We start from the raw sequence: 21,537 nt of genomic DNA on the forward strand, positions 1-21,537 counted from the left end.
TTATTTTTTCTAATGCAACCTCTAACAGATATGCACGCGATTACATACCAGTCAATTCATTATCTATACATCCATCAGCTCTAAAAACACGTCTAAAACCAGTAATCTATGTAGTTAGTTTGTTAACAAAAACTCTGGGAGCACTGGGAATCCACATCATTTACTGCCGACCACAACTAGCAAACTAAAAACACTGCATACTATTTAATCACGCAATCATTTGCATTGGCTACATTTTATACCCATTAGAATTACCATCCCGATACATTAGAAAATGTATTGCTTTAAGATTTATTTTTGCGATAAATGTTTCAATTTATGTCCATCTAAAAATGATAGTATAATCGCGTTTTTAAACTACACCTCACCCACAACTATGAGATTAATATAATGTGGAATAAACTGAATAAATCGATGATGTTCTGCCAAATGATGTTTGGCTTGTCATTTTACGGCGTAATGGTAATTCTGACTCGTTTCTTCTTAGAAGATCTGGGTTATAGCGAAGCTGACACTATGATGGTTGTTGGTGCTTTCTCTTCAATTGGTCCACTATTTGCTATTGCTGGTGGTTTCATTGCAGACAAATTTTTAGGTGCATACCGTTCACTCACTATTGCATACGGCACTTTTGCAACGGGTTACGCACTTCTTGTACTTGGCGCATCTGCAACTAACGTTCCGATGGCACTGGTTGGTATCGCGTTAGCAAGTTACGCTCGTGGTCTAATGTCTCCTTCTTACCCAAGTTTATATAAACGTACTTTTGCTACTGAAGAAGATTTTGAGAACGGCTACCCTGTAAACTACTCAGTGAACAACGTTGGCGCACTATTAGGTCAATACCTATTCCCAATGTTCGTACTAGCAATCGGCTTCAATGGTAGTTTCGGTCTATCTGCTGCTCTTGCTGCACTGGCTTTCGTTACACTGATCATTTTCCACAAACCACTTCTATCTGTTGGTGCAGAAATTGACCAGAAGCCAGTAAGTGCTAAAAACTGGGCTGCGTTCTTCGCGCTTTCTCTAGGTATGGTTGGCTTAGTATTCTTCATGTTCTCAAACATGGATATCGGCCAAAACATCGTTTACGCAATTGGTGCTGCAGCAATCTTATACTTCATCTCTTTGATGATTAAGTCTAAGAAATCTGACGCTCTAAAAATGGGTACGATCCTTATCATGACACTGCTGACGACTTGTTTCTTCGTTTACTACGGTCAAATGATGACTTCAATGACTATGGTTACGATCAACACAATGCGTGGCGATCTATTCGGTCTTATCCCAATTGCTCCTGAAGCATCTATGGCGATGAACCCACTATGGTGTATCGTTGCTGGTCCTGTTATTGCGATGACGTTCTCTTCTCTTGAAAAACGTGGCATTAACTTCTCTACTGCAACTAAAGTTGGTTTCTCATTCGTTTGTACAGCAATCGCATTTGGTATCCTTACTCTAGCAGTAATGAACATCGGCGAAGACGTAATCATCCGTCCGGAAATCTTCCTCGCTATCCACTTCTTCCAAGCATTTGCTGAAGTAATCGTAGGTAGCCTAGTAGTGGCATTCATCCTTTCAGTAGCGCCTAAGCACATTGAGAACTTCTCTGTAAGTCTATTCTCTGTTGCTATCGCTCTAAGTGGTATTGTTGGTGCAGTATTCTCTACTTCTATCGCGCTAGAGAAAGGCCAAGAGATCACTCAAGAAATCGTTAAAACAGTTTACGGTGACTACTTCCAACTTCTTACTATCCTAGCGGTAGTTATGGTTGTGATTGCACTTGGTGCCTCTGTTGTTGTTCGTAAGATGCTTGAAGCGGCAAAAGCGGAAGATGAAGCTGAACTAGTTGAAGCAAAAACTGAAGCTTAAACCTCACTCTAAGTTTTCGCTTAGAACAAGGTTCAATACAATAGTTTTTAAACATCGATAAAACAAAGCCCTTACTGAGTTAATCAATAAGGGCTTTTTATTATCTCTAGCACCGACAGCCAATAAAAAAGCTCCCATTATGGAAGCCTCAATGAAACCGTTTGATACAAGTCAGGAAGTTTTACCCTTCACTAGCTTCAAGCTCTACGATGGATTCAATGCTGATTGCATCGTGTCGCCAATGCTCAATACTGCAATCGATCAATTCACCGTTCTGGTTATAATTAACCTTTTCAACCACCATTGTAGGTGTTCCTGAAGTCGCACGTAACGTTTGAGCAGACTCCCCCAACAAAGACGATGTACTCACGCGGAGTTTCGTTTTTTTGTATACAACACCAAAATGCTCTCGGTAAATATCCGTTAATGATGACGACAGATCAAAATCTAAAAGATTAGGAAATAACTCAGGGCGAATAAAGTGCGTCACATACACAACAGGCCTATCTTCTAAGTATCTGACTCTATCAACTCGATAAATATCTGAGAATGGTGCAAGGTTGAGTAATGCTGTCGCTCTTTTCGTTGCAAGTATACTTTTGGCTGCTAACAGTTCGGTTTTCGGTTTTCGCCCTTGAGCTTGAGCTATGCAGGTGAAGTTTGATGTTTGAACTGGGTCGTAACGAAGCGGCGCAGGCGAGATAAACCAGCCACGGCGATCTTCTCGAAAAATTTTGCCTTCTGATTCCAGTAAAGAAAGGGCTTCACGTAGGGTGACACGAGTGGTATTAAAAGATTCCGCAAGCTTACGCTCTGATGGCAACTTTTGACGAGCCGCCAGCATTCCAGAGTCGATCTGTTCTGCTATTGCCTCTTTAATTTTCACATATTGCACGACAATTCCTTTCGCTTAACTCATTAAGCCATGGCAAGTAACTTAGCAATAATTGCCAAGTTACTCTCATGCAATATTTATACGATTTCCCAAGAGTGGGTCATCTTAACGCCCTCACCTAACATCAGGCAGACAGAGCAGTACTTCTCAAGCGAGTTTGCAGCGACTTTAGCGACAATGTCACCGTCAAGATCTTCACCTGACACTTCAAAGTGAATGTTAACCGCTGTAAAAATACGTGGGGCAGTATCACGACGTTCTGTAGTCAGTTTTGCATTACAAGCCGACACTTTTTGCTTTGCTTCTTTTAAGCCATCGACTACATCAACCGAGCTACAGCCACCAGCCGCCATCAGTACCATTTCCATTGGACTTGGTGCTGTTTCTCCACCATTACCATCCATTGCCACGGCATGGCCAGATTGCGATTGACCAAGGAATTTAAAGTCTTCAACCCACTTAACTTCAGCTTGCATTTTACTACCTATGATTTAATCAATTTCGATGCTCACAAGGTACTACTGTGGCTATTTTTGCGCAATAAAAATTGATCGAAGAGACCTCTGTAACACACGTATTATAGCTTTCAATACCTTCAGCTCCCCGCCCCGAAGTCACTTTCCTTAAGGTGCTTCGGAAATTATTATCTCTATTTTTGAAATTTTTTTTGGGGCAATCCTGTCTTTATATCAACATTAAACAACATATCCACACGACAACACGTTCATTAACTATGTTGATCCCACATAAAGAGGTGTTTATGAAAAAGTTATCTAAGATATTGGTTTCTATAGCGGTTGCACTGCCGCTGTTTTCACTATTTATTAGCCAATCCGGTTCTGCTGATACCATGGACAAAATCGCAAAAAATGGCCAATTTGAAGTCATCACTTTAGCGGGTGGTTGTTTCTGGTGTACTGAGTCAGATTTAGAAAAACTTGATGGCGTGGTTGATGTTGTTTCTGGTTACTCTGGAGGCTCTCTAGAAAACCCAACGTATAAGCAAGTATCGTCAGGAAAGTCAGGTCACATTGAAGTCATCGAAGTGACATATGACCCTAAATCAGTCGATTATGAGCAAGTATTGGATTATTTTTTCCGCCATATTGACCCAACGGATGCTAAGGGATCATTCGTAGATCGTGGGGCACATTATCGTCCAGCTATTTTCTATACTAACCAACAGCAGTTCAATACCGCCAAAAGATTTATTGCCGAAATCGATGAAGCTAAGATATACGACAAACCACTCGCCACTGAGCTGATTAAATTCGAAAAATTTTGGCCTGCAGAAGAGTACCACCAAGATTACTATAAGAAGAGTAAAGTTCGTTATAACTACTACCGTTACGCATCTGGCCGAGATCAATATCTAGATGGTGTATTCGGTGATGATAGAAAAGAGAACCCAAAAACGCTCAGACAGCTGATTGATAGTAAAAATATCGCCTCAAGCGTAAAGGCATATACAAAGCCATCAGATGCAGAGATCAAAGAAAAACTGACGAATCTTCAATACGATGTGACACAGAATGATGCAACTGAACGTTCATTCAGCAATGAGTATTGGAACAACAAAGCTCAAGGTATTTATGTAGATATTGTCACAGGCGAACCTCTATTCTCATCAACAGACAAATACAAATCAGGTACAGGATGGCCGAGTTTTACTAAACCGATTAACGAAGCTTACATTGTCACTAAACCTGACCATAAACTGTTTTCTACCCGAACAGAAGTGCGCAGCCGTTTTGCTGACTCTCATTTAGGGCATGTGTTTAAAGATGGCCCAGCGCCAACGGGCTTACGTTACTGTATGAACTCTGCAGCAATGCGATTTATCCCAAAAGAGCAGCTAGTTGAAGAAGGGTACACCGAATATGTCAGTTTGTTTGATAGCTAATAGATAACACTGATTAATAGCAAGACAGTCTACAGGATCCATCCATTCTGCTAGCAAGTACAAGCCACCTCCTCTTATTGGTCGTGGCTTTTTTCTTTCAACTTTTGTCCTGACTATGATGACATTAATGTTGAAATAGGCACACCGACAAGGTTTACCTCTCATTTAGCCCACTAACCTACTGCATGATGGATGTTCATTTACGACATAAGCACCTATAATTCAGCTAATTAAAATTAACTATATTGACTTAAGTCGTCGTAATGAATGAACTTTTAGCACAGATACAGACTCAGCTCTCCGCTTATCATCAAGATTGGAGTAACAGTGTTTTACTCATCACTGCCGCCAGTTTTTTCCTCTGGATCACTTGGCGTATTTTGTACAGCCGGTTAGCAACCCTTGTAGAAAAAACCGCCTTTCATTGGGACGACCTTTTACTGCATGCTCTCAAGACACCCATCAGCACTTTGATTTGGTGCTGGCCAGCCACCGTTTCTACAGGGTTAATTCTTGCACAGCAGTTCGGTAATAAGATCAATTGGTTAAGCAATCTTAAGCTTATTTTGCTCATTGTTGTTTTTGTATGGGTCACGCTGCGTCTTATCAGCAATGTAGAAGAGTATATTTTGTCACAAAAGAAGCGTGACGAAACGACGGTTCAAGCCATTGCTAAAGTAGCGCGTCTATTCTTTATTACCATTGGTCTACTGACGGTAATGCAAACCTTTGGCTTAAGTTTATCTGGCCTGCTTACTTTTGGTGGCGTCGGTGGCTTGATTGTCGGTTTGGCTGCCAAAGATTTACTGTCTAACTTCTTCGGCGGAATGATGATTTATTTCGATCGCCCGTTTAAAGTTGGCGATTGGATCCGCTCCCCCGATCGTACGATTGAAGGCACTGTGGAGAGAATTGGTTGGAGAATGACCATTATCCGCACCTTTGATAAAAGGCCGCTTTATGTACCAAACTCTGTTTTTAGTAATATTGTTGTGGAAAACCCTTCTCGGATGCTCAATCGACGCATTAAAGAGACTATCGGCATTCGATATGATGATGCCAGCAAACTTGAAGTTATTATTACTGATATTCAGACCATGCTAGAGAACCATCCTGATATTGATACCAAGCAGACATTGTTTGTCAATTTCAATGCCTTTGGCCCATCATCACTAGACTTTATTATCTATACATTTACTAAAACGGTGAACTGGGTCCGTTACCAACAAGTCAAACAAGATGTGTTACTGAAAGTACTGAAAATTATCCATCAACATGGTGGCGATGTAGCCTTCCCAACACAGACGCTTAAGATGGAAGGTACCTTTCAAGATAGCCGCCTACTGAGAGTAGAAACCGACTTATAAAAAAAATGCCCAGTTAATTCTGGGCATTTTTCTAACCGTCTATAACAGAAAGTCTTCCTATTTTACGCTTGACGCCTTGCAGTCACAGCATCCGCTAATTGGCGCAGAACGGTTTCGGTGTCTTCCCAACCGATACAAGCATCAGTGATAGATTGACCGTATGTCGCAACATTGCCATCAACAAGATCTTGGCGACCTTCGACTAAATGAGATTCAATCATTACACCAAAAATAGATTGTTCACCCGCAGCAAGTTGAGCACTGATGTCATCTGAAACAACCATTTGGCGTTTAAACTGCTTAGAGCTATTTGCATGGCTGAAATCAATCATAATTTTTTTCGATAAGCCTGATGCTTCTAGCTCTTCTTTAATCGCACCAACATGTTCAGCGCTGTAGTTTGGCTCTTTACCACCTCGCAAAATGATATGACAGTCAGGGTTACCACTTGTTTCGATAATCGCAGAATGTCCATACTTAGTTACAGACAAGAAATGGTGCGGCGCGCTTGCTGAGCGAATCGCATCCGTTGCAATTTTGATATTGCCATCGGTGCCATTTTTGAAACCAACTGGGCATGAAAGACCAGAAGATAACTCACGGTGAACTTGAGATTCAGTTGTACGCGCTCCAATTGCGCCCCAACTAATTAAATCAGCAACATACTGAGGCGTGATCATATCTAAAAATTCACTCGCCGTTGGCATTCCCATATCGGTAAGATCAAGAAGTAACTTACGACCGATACGCAAACCGTCATTCAACTTGTAAGTATCGTTCAGGTACGGGTCATTAATAAGACCTTTCCAACCAACCGTTGTACGTGGTTTTTCAAAGTAAACTCGCATGACAATTTCTAGACGATCACCAAGCTCATCACGCAGAACTTTTAAACGTTTGCCGTATTCAACGGCTGCTTCTGGATCATGAATTGAACATGGCCCAACAATAACAAGTAGACGATCATCCTTATCTTCCAAAATATTGTGGATCGCTTTACGACTTTGAAATGTGGTAGAAGAAGCAATTTCAGTCGCTGGAAACTTCTCTAAAACCGCAACTGGCGGTAATAATTCTTTTACTTTATTAATTCTTACATCATCAGTTTGATACATTGCTTACATCTTCCTTATTCTTATCCCTGTGCTGTGCTTATCCATTGCTGATTACTATTTATACAGCACACTAATTTCTGCTTCCTTGTAACTTATCGACTAAAAAGTAGAACTTCAATCACTATTTAAGATAAAAGGCAATTAATTTGCACATTTACACTTTACAGCCGGTGTAATAAAAAATTTACAACAATGCTATCCTATACTTTCTAGACGTGAATAAACTCTCAAAACTCACTTTATGTTTCTCAATTGTAAGACTATTCTTTAATCAGTTGTAAAAAATCTGTCTGGGACCAATTTCATCAATGATAATTACTTAAGGAAAGATACACATGGCAAGTAACATGAGTCTCAGCAGTGGTGCTTGAACTCATAGAATGGAGTTAATGCTATCAGCCCATCATTAGCTTCATGACCTACTAAAGATATTAAATAAAAAGGAATGACTATGAAAAAGCTCGCTTTACTTGTTTCGGCCGCACTACTATCTGGTGGCATGGCCTCGAACGCAATCGCTCAGCAAACCTACGTTGGCGCTAAAGTTGGTACCACTTGGATCGATGATGGCTGTGACCAAAGCTCTCCTTGTGATGACGATACTTACGGTGTTGGTTTGTACCTCGGATACGATTTCTCTGATTATGTTGCTCTAGAGCTTGGTTATGACTATTTAGGTGAATTCAAAACCAACATCAACAAAGGAGGAGCTAATTACTTCTCCGAACAAAAACTTACGGCACTTTCACTTGCTCCTAAGTTCTCATTACCACTCAATGAAAAGTTTGATCTGTTCGCCAAGATCGGTGGCGCTTACATGGATTTTGGTGACGATAATGACACCGTTTTAACCGGTGGTGTGGGTGCAGAATATAGCTACACAGATAACTTTGCTGTTCGCATTGAATATCAACGCTTCCAAAATATGACCGACTATTATGTGAAAGATCTGGATGCAAATTTCTTAAGTCTCGGTCTTACCTATCGATTTGGTCAATCTGCTCCAGCAGTATATCAAGAACCAGTAGTTGCAGAGCCTAAAGCGGTTGAACCTGAGCCAGTGAAAGAGATGGAACCCGCACCGCAGCCCGTTACGACCACTCAGATGATCAGCGAGAGCTTTAACGCTGAATTATTTTCTAACAATAGCTCGACGCTCACTCCAGCAGCCGCAGATTCATTTAAACCTCTTCTGAATTTGCTTCTCACCTACCCGCAAGCGAAAGCGGAGATCGTAGGATATACTGACTCTTCAGGTGCAGCCTCTTACAACCAGAAACTGTCAGAAAAACGTGCTGAATCTGTTGCTGACTACTTAATTTCTGAAGGTGTTGACCCTCAACAAGTAACCGCGAGCGGTAAAGGAGAAAATAATCCTATTGCTTCAAATGCAACGGCTGAAGGACGTAGTGAAAACCGTCGTGTTGAAGTGACAATCCCAAGCTTTGAGCATACGGAAACTAAGTAATATTTCGACTTAAAGGCCGTCGAATAATCGCCTATATCGAGGTTCATTAAGAGTAAATCAGAAATATAAGAAAGAGCATGCTAACTGGCATGCTCTTTTTATTGGCAGTAAATAAATTCGGCGAAGTTATAGAGCCGTCGCTGTTTAGAAAGTCATAGCTTTGGATAATCAAAGCTTCGGGGTATAACTGCCAAGGATTGAGTCAACCTCCCCACGGTTCTGCATATCCATAAGTACACGATCAAACTCTGCAACAAAATCATCTTTAAATGGATACGATTCAAGTTGCTGATTCGTATATCCGATATACCCACGCTCAGAGCTCACCTCTACCGCCAGAGTAAAAGCGTCTTTTGAGATTTTTACTCCCTCCTCTCTGAGTTTTGCGATTTCCCACTGAATAGACAATCTATCATTAATGTAACAATCTATTCTTTTCGCACGTAACTTAAGTATGTTTTCGCGATTATTGCTCGCGGTTTCAACTCGCAGTTTGCCTCTCTCTTTTGCTTGCCAAAATGCCGCACCACCAATCGAAAAGGCTTCATTTATACCAATAGTTAAGCCATAAAAATCACCGGGCCAATTTGGACGTGAGCGATCTTTCATGACATCAGAATGGCAGTACACCACCACATCTTCGTCCAAAATAGGCATAGAGTAAGGAGAAATATAAGGTCGGCGATTGGCATAATAATATGGGGGAAATATAGCAAAACCACGTCCAGCTTCAATCAGACGCAAACCACGCTTAAACGGGACTGGTTTAATGGTCACGTGATAATGTTCCATTCGTTTAAATACAATATTTAGAACATCAACATACACCCCCCTTGCCATTCCGTCTTCAACATAGCTATATGGAGGGTAAGCATTATCAGCGTATATTGTCACTTCAATTAAGTGAGCATAGCTACGCTGTGAAAAAGTTAAAAGGAAAACAACAGACAAAACAGCCAGAAATCTACGCATTTATGTACTCTTATTGTTAGTACCCTTTTAACTATAGCTCCCTATTTCAAACACTCAGGCTCAAACACCAGTTTATTCCTATCCAAGATGTTCCATGTCGCAAATCGACACCATTACGACAAATAGTGGTCTAGAAGCAAGGCGACAAACAACAGCATCAAGTGGTAAATAGAAAATTTGAATGTGTCGATGGCAGACTTATCATTCGCTCTAAATTTCAGCTGCCATGCATGGTAGATAAATGCGCCACTCAAGAGAGACGAACTCGCAAAGTAAATCAAACCACTCATCCCAACAAGTACAGGAAGAACACATACTAGCGCCAGCAAAATGGTATACAACAATATTGATGTTTTGGTGTATTCAACCCCATGAGTCACAGGAAGCATAGGTATATCAGCTTTGGCGTAATCCTCTTTTCTGTGAATCGCCAACGCCCAAAAGTGCGGAGGTGTCCAAATGAATATAATCATGACCAACAACCAAGCGTGAGAGTGCAGTTCATTCGTAACCGCCGTCCAACCTAGCAAGGGAGGCATTGCTCCGGCGATCCCCGCAATAACAATATTTTGTGGTGTGGCTCGCTTTAGATACATGGTGTACACCACTGCATATCCAAGCAAACTTGCAAAGGTGAGCCAAGCCGTCAGTACATTCACGCCAGCAAATAGGATCGCGAAGCCAAGGCAGCCAATTCCCAATGCAAAAAAGAACACCTTCCCGACTCCGAGCTCCCCTGATGGTAATGGGCGCTTATGTGTCCGCGCCATAATGGCATCAATACGGCGATCAATCAGGTGATTAAAAGCCGCCGCAGAGCCCGCCATTAGCCCGATCCCTAACAACCCTAGAATCGTCTCTTTAAGCGGCAAACTCCCCGGAACAGCAAGGCACATCCCCACCAGTGCAGTTAACAACATAAGAGCGACGACTTTCGGTTTGGTTAGGGTCAAGTAGAGCTTCCAATTCGATTTTTCGGCCATATTACCTGTGGCTAACATCACTGATTTATTCATTTGAAATACTCCCTGACAAATCCACCACCGAATGCGGCTTCCAAAGCAAATAGTTGATACTTACGACACCGACTAATAACAATGCAGCCACGATGTTATGTGCGACAGCAATGGGTAAAGGTAAATGAAGCACGACATTACTTATCCCTAATGCGAGTTGTAATGCCAAAACCAAACCGAGCCGGCGGCCTGCTAAGTTCAAAACAGAATCAGACTGACTGGCCAGTTTAAAAGCCAAAGTAAACACAACGAGTGCAGTGATCATCGCGCCGATACGGTGAGTAACATGAATCGTCATCCTTGCTGAATAGTCGAGAACACCATATTCGTAGCTTTCAAAACCAGGTTGATAGAGCTGGAATGCGCGATCAAAATTCAATAATTCTGGCCAATTTCCTTCACAAATAGGCAGAGAGGTACACATAAGAGCGGCGTAATTAGATGAGGTCCAGCCTCCAAGCATGATTTGAAGAATAACCACAATAAGCGCGACGATTGCGATTGGGCGCAGTGCTGGATTCACATTATAGTGATCGATCAAGCGCTCTCTTTTTCGCAGTCGACAATAAAGAAGAGTAAGAAGACTGAAAAGAGCGAAGCCCCCTAACAGATGCCCCATCACCACAATTGGCATGAGTTTCATCGTCACCGTCCACATTCCCAGCAGCGCCTGAAATATGACAACACCACACAGCATCATTGGCAAACTAGGTGGAATCTCTTTGCTACGAATAGATAGAAATGCGATGGCAAAAATAACCAGCCCTAATGTGCCAGCGAAATAGCGATGGATCATTTCAAGCCAAGCTTTGTGAGAGTCGACAACTTCATTAGGGTACAAATTTTTAGCATCAAGCAGCTGAGATTCACTTGATGGTGCACCTATTTGTCCATAACAACCGGGCCAATCAGGGCAACCTAATCCGGCATCCGATAACCGCGTATATGCCCCCAACATGATCACAACCGCAGTCAGTATCAGGCTAAATTTCACTAACACAATCAACTTCATGTTCTTACTCCTTGAACACTCACCATTGAATCTTGTTACGTCTCAACTTTAGGTTATCACTACCCAACTCGAGAAAGCTTCAATAGTTTCCTTAAATCCGCAAGCAGTCCTTTACTTTGAGAAGCAAGCGCCTCTTCAGACTCCGCTTTCGGGTATCGCATCACCAACTGACCAAGTGGATCAACAATCATATAATCAAAGGCTTTCGCTGTAGCGTCTAATGCTTGTCCCACTTTAACCACTTGGAAATCCGATAGTGCAGAAACTCGATCGAAGTCCTCATCAGAGCGCACATAAAACACAGGAACAACTCGCTCTTTATACTTTCCAAGAGCGGTATGGCTTTGAGTTAGTAGGTGGATTTGACGTTGGCAAAATAGATCACAACGTGCAGGCACGACATATCCCAAATGCCAAGCTTGGGACTCAAACGGATTATCGATTCCCAGAGAAACCAAAGAGGTAGCAGGCTCAATCAACACCCCTTGATTTGTCACTCCTGACTGATACCAATGATTATCCAGCACCGTTTTTGCCATTATGGCGGGTAAAGTAAATACAAACACTAACCCAATCAGCATTAATCGACCTCTTAGCTTCGTACTCATTTACCCCTCCTTGGATTAAGCATTTTTATCCATAACCAAATACATAAACTTAAAAACACAGCCGCCATAACAAACCACTGAACCGCATAACCAAAATGTTTCTGCGATGTCATGGGGAGTGGTTTCCATGGTTGAGGATAAGCCCACGATTTCGCATCTAACGGTTGAATTGGTTGGATAATCAATTTAATTAGGTCTAATTCAGTATATGCACTCAATTGTGAAAAACTCCAATTTTGAATGCGATAAGGAAATGTATCTTCAAGATAAAGCTGATCACTTAATGGATTGATTGATGGGGAATACAGCCTCCCCTCAAGCATTTTTATCGTATCTGGCAACACCCGAACCGAAGGAAGTTTATCTCGCGATGATGTGCCGGCGATAAAACCTAATTCAATAGCAATCCACTTTCCATTTAACGAGGCATCCTTTGATTGGATCTGAGCAAGTTGATACCCCAAGTACCCCACTCTGTTTTGATACGTTTGATTATCAAGTAGGAAAACTTGATCACTATTGGGGATCACCGTTACCACCACTTTTGTACCAACTATATTTTTCGCATCTGAACGCTTATGTATGTCTAAATCGTTTCTTGCAGCTAATTCATTTGCTGTACTTAACTCATTTCTTGTACCTAAATCTCGTCTTGTAGCTAAAAAAGTGGTGCCATCATCCGAAACGAGAATAGATTCCAAAGGCACGTAATCTCGGTTAGCGCGATCAGCAATTGCTCTTTCAAGCTGTTGTTTTTCTTCCCCACGAGATTGCTGCCATAAACCCAATTTGACCAATACAGTAAATACGACCACAGTTATTAGCAGTGCCAACCAAAAATAATAAGATTCAGCTAGACGTTTATTAGGAGAAGCTATGTTGCTCCCACTGCTGTTTAAAATTGCTTTAGTGCTACTGTTATTCTTCATCATATTTAATCTTATGCGTGCCCTACTTCATATTTCAAAAACACCACTTGAATCGAGCTCTCAAAAGAAACCAGTTAGCCATTTTTTAGGCCGTCGAGTTTTCTTTTCCGCCTTGGTGGTCGTGCTCCTTTTAATTGCATTGCTGTCCGGGTGGATCGAGCCCAACCCCCGCCCTTATTAGGTTACAAGACATAAACAAAAACAAACAAACCTAACCAAACCACATCAACAAAGTGCCAGTACCAACTTCCGGCTTGAAAGGCGAAATGATCGTGAGGGGTAAAGTGATCAAAGGCGACCCTCGCCAGCAATACGATCAAGAAAGTCGTTCCCAGAAAAACATGGAGACCATGAAAACCCGTGAGCATAAAAAAGGTATTACCATAAATTCCAGACTGAAGCGTTAAGCCCATCTCTTGGTAAGCATGTACGTATTCAACCACTTGAAAATAGAGGAAAAAAGCAGCTAGCACGATCGTCAGCTCTAACCATACAATCAGAGCCATACGTTTATTCTTCTCTAAACTGATATGCGCCAAGTGCAAGGTAACCGAAGAGAGCAATAGCAATATGGTGTTTTTAAGTGGGATCCCTTGCCAAGACATCGCCTCCGTTTGTTCACCACTTGGCGTTTGAGTCAAAGGCCAAATAGCTTCAAATGAAGGCCACAATACTTCATGAGTCATCGCGTTATTATCAGCGCCACCGAGCCAAGGTATGGATAGCATCCGAGCGTAAAAAAGAGCGCCAAAGAATGCACCAAAGAACATGACTTCAGAAAAAATAAACCAACTCATCCCCTGACGAAATGAGCGAGATATTTGCTCAGAATACAGACCTGATAATGATTCGGAAATGACATTACTGAACCAGCCAGCGAGCATATAGAGCAACACCCCAAAGCCAATGAACAGCACGATTTTTCCGCCAATACCACTTGAGTCAGTATCAAGGCTTTGCACCGTTAGACCAGCCCCGACAGCGACCAAGAACAGAGCAATCGCACCAACAATCGGCCAGTGACTCTGGGCAGGAACGTAATAAGTTTGATGTTTTGAACTCATGGTGAGACTCCTTGAGCAGCGTGGCTGCCAATATTACTCAGCTCAATTTGGGCAGGTAATGATAGCTTTGCCAACTCGCTGGCATCACGCGTATCTGTGCTCTCTTTATTTGCATCGACATTGTTACTTTCTAAATCTGAATTTTCTTTCGTGGTGATGTTGAAAAGGGTGTATGACAAGGTCAATGTGTGGATTGAATCGGGAATATCCGGTTCAATGTAAAATATCAATGGCATCTCAGCTTGCGCATTCGCTTCTAACGGTTGTTGATTAAAGCAAAAACACTCTATTTTATTAAAATAACTGGCCCCAAGGCCCGGAGATACCGACGGTACAGCCTGTCCAACTAAAGGAGAATGTGATTGATTTGATGCCAAATATGCAGTTTGAATGACTTGTCCCGGGTGAACATCAATCACTCGACTTTGCGGAACAAACGTCCATGGCATGTCTGGTGAGATATGTGCCATCAATTCGACTCGTATGGTTCGAGAAACGTCAGGTTGCATCCCTTGAGGTTGAATAGCTGAAACGGTATTGGTCTTTCCGTTGATACCTAAAACGTCACACATCACGTCGTACAAAGGGACAAGTGCGAAACCAAAGCCAAACATTCCAATCACGCTTGCACACAGAATCACAACCAACTTTCGGTTAGACTGCTTAAGGTTTGAAATGTCACTTTTCTTCACCATCACATCACCTTAATCATCAATTTTCGGAGGTGTGGTAAAGGTATGATGAGGCGCGGGACTCGGCACCGTCCACTCTAACCCTTCAGCCCTATCCCAAGGTTTTGCGCTCGCTTTTTCACCGCCCCGAGTGCATTTGATCACTAACCATAAGAAGATCAATTGAGATAAACCAAATGCAAAACCACCGATTGATACGACCTGATTAATATCGGCAAACTGAATCGCATAGTCAGGGATCCGTCTTGGCATGCCAGCTAAGCCAAGGAAATGCATTGGGAAAAATAGAACGTTAACCGAAATGACCGAACACCAGAAATGCCACAAACTTAATCTTTGGTCATACATATTTCCTGTCCACTTCGGTAGCCAATAATAAGCTGCCGCCATAATGGAGAATACCGCCCCCGTCACCAGCACATAATGGAAATGAGCCACCACAAAATAGGTGTCATGATATTGGAAATCCGCAGGCACAATGGCCAGCATCAGTCCTGAAAATCCACCAATGGTAAAGAGCACAATAAACGCAATAGCAAACAACATCGGAGTTTCAAACGTCAGAGCACCTCGCCACATTGTCGCCACCCAGTTGAACACTTTTACTCCGGTGGGCACTGCAATTAACATGGTGCAATACATGAAAAAGAGTTCGGCAAAAACGGGCATTCCAGTGGTAAACATATGATGCGCCCAAACTAAGAAAGAGAGCAGTGCAATACTGCAAGTGGCATACACCATCGAGTGATACCCAAACAAACGCTTACCGCTAAAGGCTGGTACTATCGCTGAAATAATCCCAAAAGATGGCAAAATCATGATGTAAACTTCGGGGTGACCAAAGAACCAGAATATATGCTGAAACATCACCGGATCCCCACCACCAGCAGCATCAAAGAAGCTGGTTCCAAAATATTTATCGGTGAGAACCATGGTGACCGCCCCGGCTAAAACAGGCATCACCGCAATCAAAAGAAACGCAGTAATCAGCCAAGTCCAAACGAACATTGGCATTTTCATCAGTGTCATCCCCGGCGCTCGCATATTGAATATGGTGACGATGACATTAATTGCCCCCATGATTGAGCTTATTCCCATGATATGAACGGAAAATACAAATAAAGCGGTACTGTCAGGGCCGTAAGTTGTCGACAGCGGCGCATAAAATGTCCAACCGAAATTAGGTCCACCACCTTCTGTAAATAGGGAAGCAATCAAGATCAAAAAGGCAAAAGGTAAGATCCAAAAACTCAAATTATTCATTCTTGGTAACGCCATATCCGGCGCACCAATCATCATCGGAATCATCCAATTCGCTAACCCAGTAAAGGCTGGCATTACGGCACCGAACACCATGATAAGCCCGTGAACCGTGGTCATTTGGTTGAAAAAATCCGGCTCAATCAGCTGCAAACCCGGTTGGAATAGCTCCGCTCGGATCACCATCGCCATGGCTCCACCTGTCAAAAACATAATGAAGCTGAACCATAAATAGAGAGTGCCGATATCTTTATGATTAGTAGAGTAAACCCATCGCGCTATACCACTTGGAGCGTGATGCTCGGAATGATCATCACTCATGTTTCCACTCGCAGAATGGTTCAACTCATCATCAACAGCGGCAGATTGTTTCTGTTTCGACTCTATTGACGTTTTCATAAATCACCCTTCGCTGTCTGCTGTTTAAACGAATTCACATCCGAAGCTTGAACCAAATCACCGGTATCATTTCCCCATGCATTACGTTGGTAAGTCACGACGGCTGCGATCTCTTCTTCCGTTAACTGATTTACAAACGCCTGCATAGCGGTACCACTTCGACCGTTCACAATCACATCGATATGGGCAGATCGATCTCCCGTTGCAACAGCGCTGCCTTTAATCGCTGGAAAAGCGCCAGGAATACCCGCGCCCGAAACTTGGTGGCAGACGGAACATCGGGCCAAGTAGACCGCTTCGCCTGTCGCCATTAACTGCTCCATTGAAAGGGATTGGTCTAAAGCACTTAAGGCCGCCTGTTTTGCCTTAACTAATGCCTCTTTTTTCTCTGCCAACCATGCTTCATAGTTATCCTCTTCCATTGCATGCACCACAATCGGCATAAACCCATGAGCTCGTCCACACAGTTCGGCACACTGGCCTCGGTACACGCCTGGCTTATCTATTTTTGTCCATGCTTCGTTGATAAAGCCCGGGATCGTATCCTTTTTGACTGCAAAGTCAGGGACCCACCATGAGTGAATAACATCATCAGAAGTCAGTAAAAATCGGATTTTACGGTTAATAGGCACAACAAGTGGGTTATCGACTTCGAGTAAGTAGTGCGCTCCTTTCTCCTCTACGCCTTCAATCTGCTTTGAACTGGTCGCCAACAAACTAAAAAATTCGACATCTTGTCCAAAATAGCTGTAATGCCACTTCCACTGTGATCCCGTGATCTTAATCGTCAAATCTGACTGCGACGTATCTTCCATCGCGATCAATGTTTTGGTTGCAGGGATCGCCATTGCGATAAGAATGATGATGGGAATAACGGTCCAGAGAATTTCGACCTTAGTGCTTTCATGAAAATGCGCAGCAACCGCACCTTTTGACTTTCGGTGATGAAATATTGAATAGAACATCACACCAAAAACAATCAAAGCGATCGCACAACAGATATAAAAAATCAGCATATGTAAGTCATAGACTTTGCCACTAATGTCAGTGACCCCTTTCGTCATATTCAATGAAGAATCACCTGAAAATGCGAGCGCGGAGTGAGACCCAATAAAGATAAGGACTAGTCGCTTTGCTATCATCAATAGTTCTTTCAAAGGCCCCTCCTGGGTCATCTCTCGCCATAGTTGGTCGATGCCGATCATCCGTGCAATCTGTTTCCTAGTAACATGACTAAAAATCAATTTGTTATATTTATGTTAATAAAGGCTAGTTAGAGATCTATAATTGTTCAAGGGACAGAATATAAAACTCATCCAGTAAATGAGAATCGATAACAAATCTAGGTTTAGCGATTGCGCTCAACCAATTGATAATGAATATCGTTTACATTAAGCTTATTAATGATGATTAAGAACAAGTACAGGGTTCAGACTATGATGCAAGCAATCACTCACTGGTTAGAAAGAGATCCAGATCCTAAAACTCGCGAAGAACTTCAATACCTCATCGATACGCACGAACACGACGAACTAGAGAATCGCTTCCACTCTAGACTTCAGTTTGGAACCGCAGGATTAAGGGGAATGGTCGGGGCTGGCCCCAACAGGATGAATCGCTTAGTGATCCAAGAAACGGCGACAGGTCTTGGCCATTACCTTATTGATCACACCAATGACACTTGCAAGCGCGGGGTTGTCATTGGCTATGATGGGCGAACCGATTCCAAGCAGTTTGCTCACGATACCGCCAGCGTATTAACCTCTCTCGGAATTAAGGTCTACCTAACCAGTAAAGTGGCCGCCACACCGATTGTCGCTTATGGCATTGAACACTTTAATGCCGCCGCGGCTGTGGTCGTTACAGCAAGCCACAATCCTCCTGAATACAACGGGTTTAAAGTTTACTGGGAAAACGGGGCTCAAATCATTCCTCCTCATGATTCAGGGATCGCCGCAGAGATCGACATTGCTGCGACAAAACCTATTCCGCAAATGTCACTAAGTGACGCCCATGCAAAAGGCTTACTCGTTTGGCTAGAGGATGATTACTACCAAAGCTATCGCCAAACCATGAATTCTAACGAGCTGCTCTCTAATCATACTGACCCGCTCTCGATTTCTGTTGCGTATACGGCAATGCATGGCGTAGGCGCTGAAATGGCAGAAACTCTGCTGCATGATGCCGGGTTTAAAAAGGTCCTCAGCGTGTCAGAACAACGGGAACCCGATGGTACATTCCCAACCGTGAACTTCCCTAATCCTGAAGAAGCAGGAGCCATGGACATGGTAATTGCCCTAGCGGATTCTGTGGGTGCTGAACTCGCCTGTGCGAATGATCCTGACGCCGATCGTTTCGCCCTCGCGGTTCGAACACCTGAGGGAGATTATAAAATGTTAACAGGCGATCAGGTTGGGATTCTATTTGGTGAGTATCTGCTTCGACATACTGACGCCACCAAGCAACTGGTAGGGAATACCATTGTATCGTCAAGACTGCTGCAAAAAATAGCTCAGGACAAAGGCGCTGAATATTTCCAAACTCTAACGGGTTTCAAATGGCTCACCAATGTCGCCATGCAAAGACAGAGTGAAGAGAAACAGTTCCTTTTTGCTTATGAGGAGGCGCTAGGCTACACAGTTGGCAGCAAGGTATGGGACAAAGATGGTCTTTCTGCCTTGGTCGCTTTCGCGCAACTTGCAGCTGAGCTATACAGCCAAGGGAAAACGATATGGGATCAACTTGAAAGTATCTATCGTCAACATGGTGTCTATGTGAATGCTCAGCGCAGCATTGCTCTTGCGCCAAACTCTCCATCAATGGGAGATAAATTACGCGAGACTCCACCAAAAGAGATCGCGGGCTTTAAAGTACTGATCACTGAAGATCTTAAAGCATCATTGAGATTTACGGCAGATGGAAAGACAGAAGAGATCAACCTACCCGCGAGTGATGTACTCATTTACCACTTAGACAATGACGCGCGGATCATTGTGCGCCCATCAGGAACAGAGCCAAAATTGAAGTGCTATTACGAAGTCATCGAGCAGTTTAAAGAAGGCGATGACTATCAGTTTGTACAAGAGAAAGCCAATAATGCAATGGCGCAGTTGATCGCCCTACACCAATCAAGCCTTAGCATTTAAATAGGTACAAAAAAGCCAGCAATCCAATGCTGGCTTTAACTTTTCTTTTCCAATGATCACTCAAAGCTTGAAAATAATGTCGAATCTAACGACTTACAACGATGTCACGAATGAGCTCAATAACCAGATGCCGAGGAAGACAAAAATCGCGCCCATGAATTTGTTCTGATAAGTGCGAAATTGAACATTATTCACCAACGTCTTACCCAGAGTCCCCACTAACGCGACAATAATAAAGTTGAACAACAACCCCAGAACGTTTAGCAGTAAACCTAATGCAAGCATTTGCTCACCAGAAGAAGCGGCAATGTTCGTTGATACAAACTGAGGCAAGAACATAACAAAGAACAGTAATGCTTTTGGGTTTAGCAAGTTACTGACAAGAGCACGCTGATAGTAAGTCGTCGCCATTTTTGATGTTTGATCCAGTTCAGGAGCAACATCAGCTTGAGCACGAACATTATCCCATCCCATTTTCAGCAAGTACGCACCGCCAAGAAGAGTTAAACCTTTCAATGCGATTGGGCTCATTGCGATAAGAGCTGAAACCCCTAACGATGCGAGTAAGGTTAAAATAATCCCCGATGTCGCATTTCCCAAACTTGCAAAAACGCCCACTTTACGGCCGTAACTGATACTTGAGCTTGCGATCAAAAGCATGTCTGGCCCAGGCAGCAGTAGCAACGCAACGACAGCGGTTAAATAAACCGGAAGAATTGAAATATCTATCATTATTATATTTTGCCTTATAAATTCAGCGGCGAATTTTATACCAACATAAGGACCATTACCATGACCGATAGACTGCAAATTAAGTAAATGGCGATAGATTAAAATACAAGCACATCAGGCAGCGATATTTTTAACAGTTCAAGAACATAGCATGCGCAATTTTGTACAAAATTCTTCCTGTTAATTGCGTTACACTGATAAAACTCATTCAAGTCTCAAATGGAACTCATGTGGCTCAGGCGAAAACCAAAAAAGAGATTGCTCACTACCAAGTAGCGGAAGAGCTCGGTGGGCTGGAAATTTTGGATGCTCAATACGAGAAACAAAACTTCTCTCGTCACAGCCATGAGGGTTACACGGTAGGTGTCATTGAGAGAGGAGCTCAGAGTTTTTATCGAACTGGAGGCAATCATATTGCACCACAAGATAGCATCATCTTAATTAATGCAGATGAGGTGCATAGTGGCCACTCAGCAACAGAAGGTGGATGGGCATATAAAGCCATGTATCCTCTTCCTCAGCAGTTAGAAGAGATTAGCCGAGAGCTGAATCAAGCCCATGCTGGTGCTCCATATTTTCCCGAACCTGTCGTCTATGATCCAGAACTTGCCAACCAGTTTAGACTCGTATTCAACACTCTCGAACACTCAGATAATCGCTTATTAAGAGAAACCTTGATTTATGCCTCTCTCGTCAAATTGATGGGAAAGCATGGTAAGTCTAGACACTCAATAAACCATGAAGGTAAAGCGCAAAAGCCACTTTTGCTGATCAAAGAGTTTCTCGATGATTTTCCACAAGCGGATGTATCTCTTAGTGATCTCTCACAACTAAGTGGCCTTAGCCCATACCACTTAGTCCGATCATTCCAAAAAACGCTTGGTTTGCCTCCCCATGCGTATCAAATTCAGTCTCGATTACGCATGGCTAGAAAGCTAATGAGGCAAGGGCACTCGTTATCTGATACGGCGCAAGAGACAGGGTTTCACGATCAAAGCCATTTGCATCGACACTTTAAAAAAGCCATGGGAATAACCCCGGGGCAATATCTAAAGCTCTATTGAGCAATTTTATACAATCACCATCA

Annotated in this window: 19 protein-coding genes and 1 pseudogene; 7 read left to right on the top strand and 13 right to left on the bottom strand. The window is 42.8% G+C overall.

Annotated features, from left to right (window positions below; genetic code table 11):
* Positions 1-390: 390 nt before the first annotated feature.
* Entirely contained in the window at positions 391-1,872 is a 1,482-nt protein-coding gene (locus tag OCV39_RS15250; RefSeq protein WP_017052940.1) for a peptide MFS transporter, read from the top strand.
* Between the two features lie 181 nt (positions 1,873-2,053).
* Here the strand turns inward: OCV39_RS15250 and phnR are convergent, their stop codons facing one another.
* Together phnR and OCV39_RS15260 are read right to left on the bottom strand one after the other, a co-directional pair.
* Complete coding sequence (gene phnR / locus OCV39_RS15255) at positions 2,054-2,767, bottom strand: phosphonate utilization transcriptional regulator PhnR (RefSeq protein ID WP_261889922.1); 714 nt, start codon at positions 2,765-2,767, stop codon at positions 2,054-2,056.
* A gap of 77 nt (positions 2,768-2,844) precedes the next feature.
* Positions 2,845-3,243 carry an OsmC family protein gene (locus tag OCV39_RS15260; protein WP_113798355.1) on the bottom strand — a complete coding sequence of 133 codons (399 nt, stop codon included), beginning with the start codon at positions 3,241-3,243 and terminating at the stop codon, positions 2,845-2,847.
* Positions 3,244-3,527: 284 nt separating this feature from the next.
* On the opposite strand from OCV39_RS15260, the gene msrB reads away from it, so the two are divergent.
* Positions 3,528-4,670 (top strand): peptide-methionine (R)-S-oxide reductase MsrB, encoded by a 1,143-nt coding sequence (gene msrB / locus OCV39_RS15265; RefSeq protein ID WP_261889923.1) that lies wholly within the window; start codon positions 3,528-3,530, stop codon positions 4,668-4,670.
* Positions 4,671-4,933: 263 nt separating this feature from the next.
* On the top strand, positions 4,934-6,037 hold the full coding sequence (locus OCV39_RS15270; RefSeq protein ID WP_261889924.1) for a mechanosensitive ion channel family protein: 1,104 nt from the start codon (positions 4,934-4,936) through the stop codon (positions 6,035-6,037).
* A gap of 62 nt (positions 6,038-6,099) precedes the next feature.
* Here the strand turns inward: OCV39_RS15270 and aroG are convergent, their stop codons facing one another.
* The gene (gene aroG, locus OCV39_RS15275) at positions 6,100-7,152 is read right to left on the bottom strand and encodes a 3-deoxy-7-phosphoheptulonate synthase AroG (protein ID WP_171755489.1); all 1,053 of its coding nucleotides are present in this window, start codon (positions 7,150-7,152) and stop codon (positions 6,100-6,102) included.
* Positions 7,153-7,603: 451 nt separating this feature from the next.
* Between aroG and OCV39_RS15280 the strand changes: the two genes are divergently transcribed.
* Positions 7,604-8,620, top strand: coding sequence for an OmpA family protein (locus OCV39_RS15280; protein WP_136995118.1), 1,017 nt, complete (start codon positions 7,604-7,606; stop codon positions 8,618-8,620).
* Between the two features lie 168 nt (positions 8,621-8,788).
* Here OCV39_RS15280 and OCV39_RS15285 read toward each other — a convergent pair whose 3' ends face one another.
* From OCV39_RS15285 to OCV39_RS15305, 5 genes are all read right to left on the bottom strand, one after another.
* Positions 8,789-9,592, bottom strand: coding sequence for a substrate-binding periplasmic protein (locus OCV39_RS15285; protein WP_261889925.1), 804 nt, complete (start codon positions 9,590-9,592; stop codon positions 8,789-8,791).
* Between the two features lie 113 nt (positions 9,593-9,705).
* Positions 9,706-10,608, bottom strand: a complete 903-nt coding sequence (cyoE, locus tag OCV39_RS15290; protein WP_017052949.1) for a heme o synthase — start codon at positions 10,606-10,608, stop codon at positions 9,706-9,708.
* A complete protein-coding gene (locus OCV39_RS15295; protein ID WP_113798369.1) occupies positions 10,601-11,620 on the bottom strand; it encodes a COX15/CtaA family protein in 1,020 nt (339 codons plus the stop codon). The genes cyoE and OCV39_RS15295 overlap by 8 nt, the downstream gene beginning before the upstream one ends.
* Before the next feature lie 59 nt (positions 11,621-11,679).
* Positions 11,680-12,228 (bottom strand): hypothetical protein, encoded by a 549-nt coding sequence (locus OCV39_RS15300; protein ID WP_171755492.1) that lies wholly within the window; start codon positions 12,226-12,228, stop codon positions 11,680-11,682.
* A complete protein-coding gene (locus OCV39_RS15305) occupies positions 12,225-13,160 on the bottom strand; it encodes an SURF1 family protein (RefSeq protein WP_261889926.1) in 936 nt (311 codons plus the stop codon). The genes OCV39_RS15300 and OCV39_RS15305 overlap by 4 nt, the downstream gene beginning before the upstream one ends.
* On the opposite strand from OCV39_RS15305, the gene OCV39_RS15310 reads away from it, so the two are divergent.
* Complete coding sequence (locus OCV39_RS15310; protein ID WP_113798374.1) at positions 13,105-13,338, top strand: DUF2909 domain-containing protein; 234 nt, start codon at positions 13,105-13,107, stop codon at positions 13,336-13,338. The genes OCV39_RS15305 and OCV39_RS15310 overlap by 56 nt on opposite strands.
* Before the next feature lies 1 nt (position 13,339).
* On the opposite strand, the gene OCV39_RS15315 is transcribed toward OCV39_RS15310, so the two are convergent.
* The 4 genes and pseudogenes from OCV39_RS15315 to coxB form a co-directional block, all read right to left on the bottom strand.
* Positions 13,340-14,221, bottom strand: coding sequence for a cytochrome c oxidase subunit 3 (locus tag OCV39_RS15315; protein ID WP_017052953.1), 882 nt, complete (start codon positions 14,219-14,221; stop codon positions 13,340-13,342).
* Positions 14,218-14,916, bottom strand: a complete 699-nt coding sequence (locus OCV39_RS15320) for a cytochrome c oxidase assembly protein (protein ID WP_261889927.1) — start codon at positions 14,914-14,916, stop codon at positions 14,218-14,220. Before OCV39_RS15320 ends, OCV39_RS15315 begins: the two co-directional genes overlap by 4 nt.
* Positions 14,917-14,925: 9 nt before the next feature.
* Positions 14,926-16,572 carry a cytochrome c oxidase subunit I gene (ctaD, locus tag OCV39_RS15325; protein ID WP_113798380.1) on the bottom strand — a complete coding sequence of 549 codons (1,647 nt, stop codon included), beginning with the start codon at positions 16,570-16,572 and terminating at the stop codon, positions 14,926-14,928.
* A pseudogene (gene coxB, locus OCV39_RS15330) lies at positions 16,569-17,648 on the bottom strand (cytochrome c oxidase subunit II); the annotation flags it as partial. The gene ctaD and the pseudogene coxB, both read right to left, overlap by 4 nt.
* Positions 17,649-18,008: 360 nt before the next feature.
* On the opposite strand from coxB, the gene OCV39_RS15335 reads away from it, so the two are divergent.
* A complete protein-coding gene (locus OCV39_RS15335; RefSeq protein WP_136995113.1) occupies positions 18,009-19,718 on the top strand; it encodes a phospho-sugar mutase in 1,710 nt (569 codons plus the stop codon).
* 93 nt (positions 19,719-19,811) lie between these two features.
* On the opposite strand, the gene OCV39_RS15340 is transcribed toward OCV39_RS15335, so the two are convergent.
* Entirely contained in the window at positions 19,812-20,450 is a 639-nt protein-coding gene (locus OCV39_RS15340) for a LysE family translocator (RefSeq protein WP_017052958.1), read from the bottom strand.
* 230 nt (positions 20,451-20,680) lie between these two features.
* Here OCV39_RS15340 and OCV39_RS15345 point away from each other — a divergent pair, with 230 nt between their 5' ends.
* Entirely contained in the window at positions 20,681-21,514 is an 834-nt protein-coding gene (locus OCV39_RS15345) for an AraC family transcriptional regulator (protein WP_261889928.1), read from the top strand.
* Positions 21,515-21,537 lie beyond the last annotated feature (23 nt).

The sequence above is a fragment of the Vibrio cortegadensis genome (assembly GCF_024347395.1).
GTDB lineage: Bacteria > Pseudomonadota > Gammaproteobacteria > Enterobacterales > Vibrionaceae > Vibrio > Vibrio cortegadensis.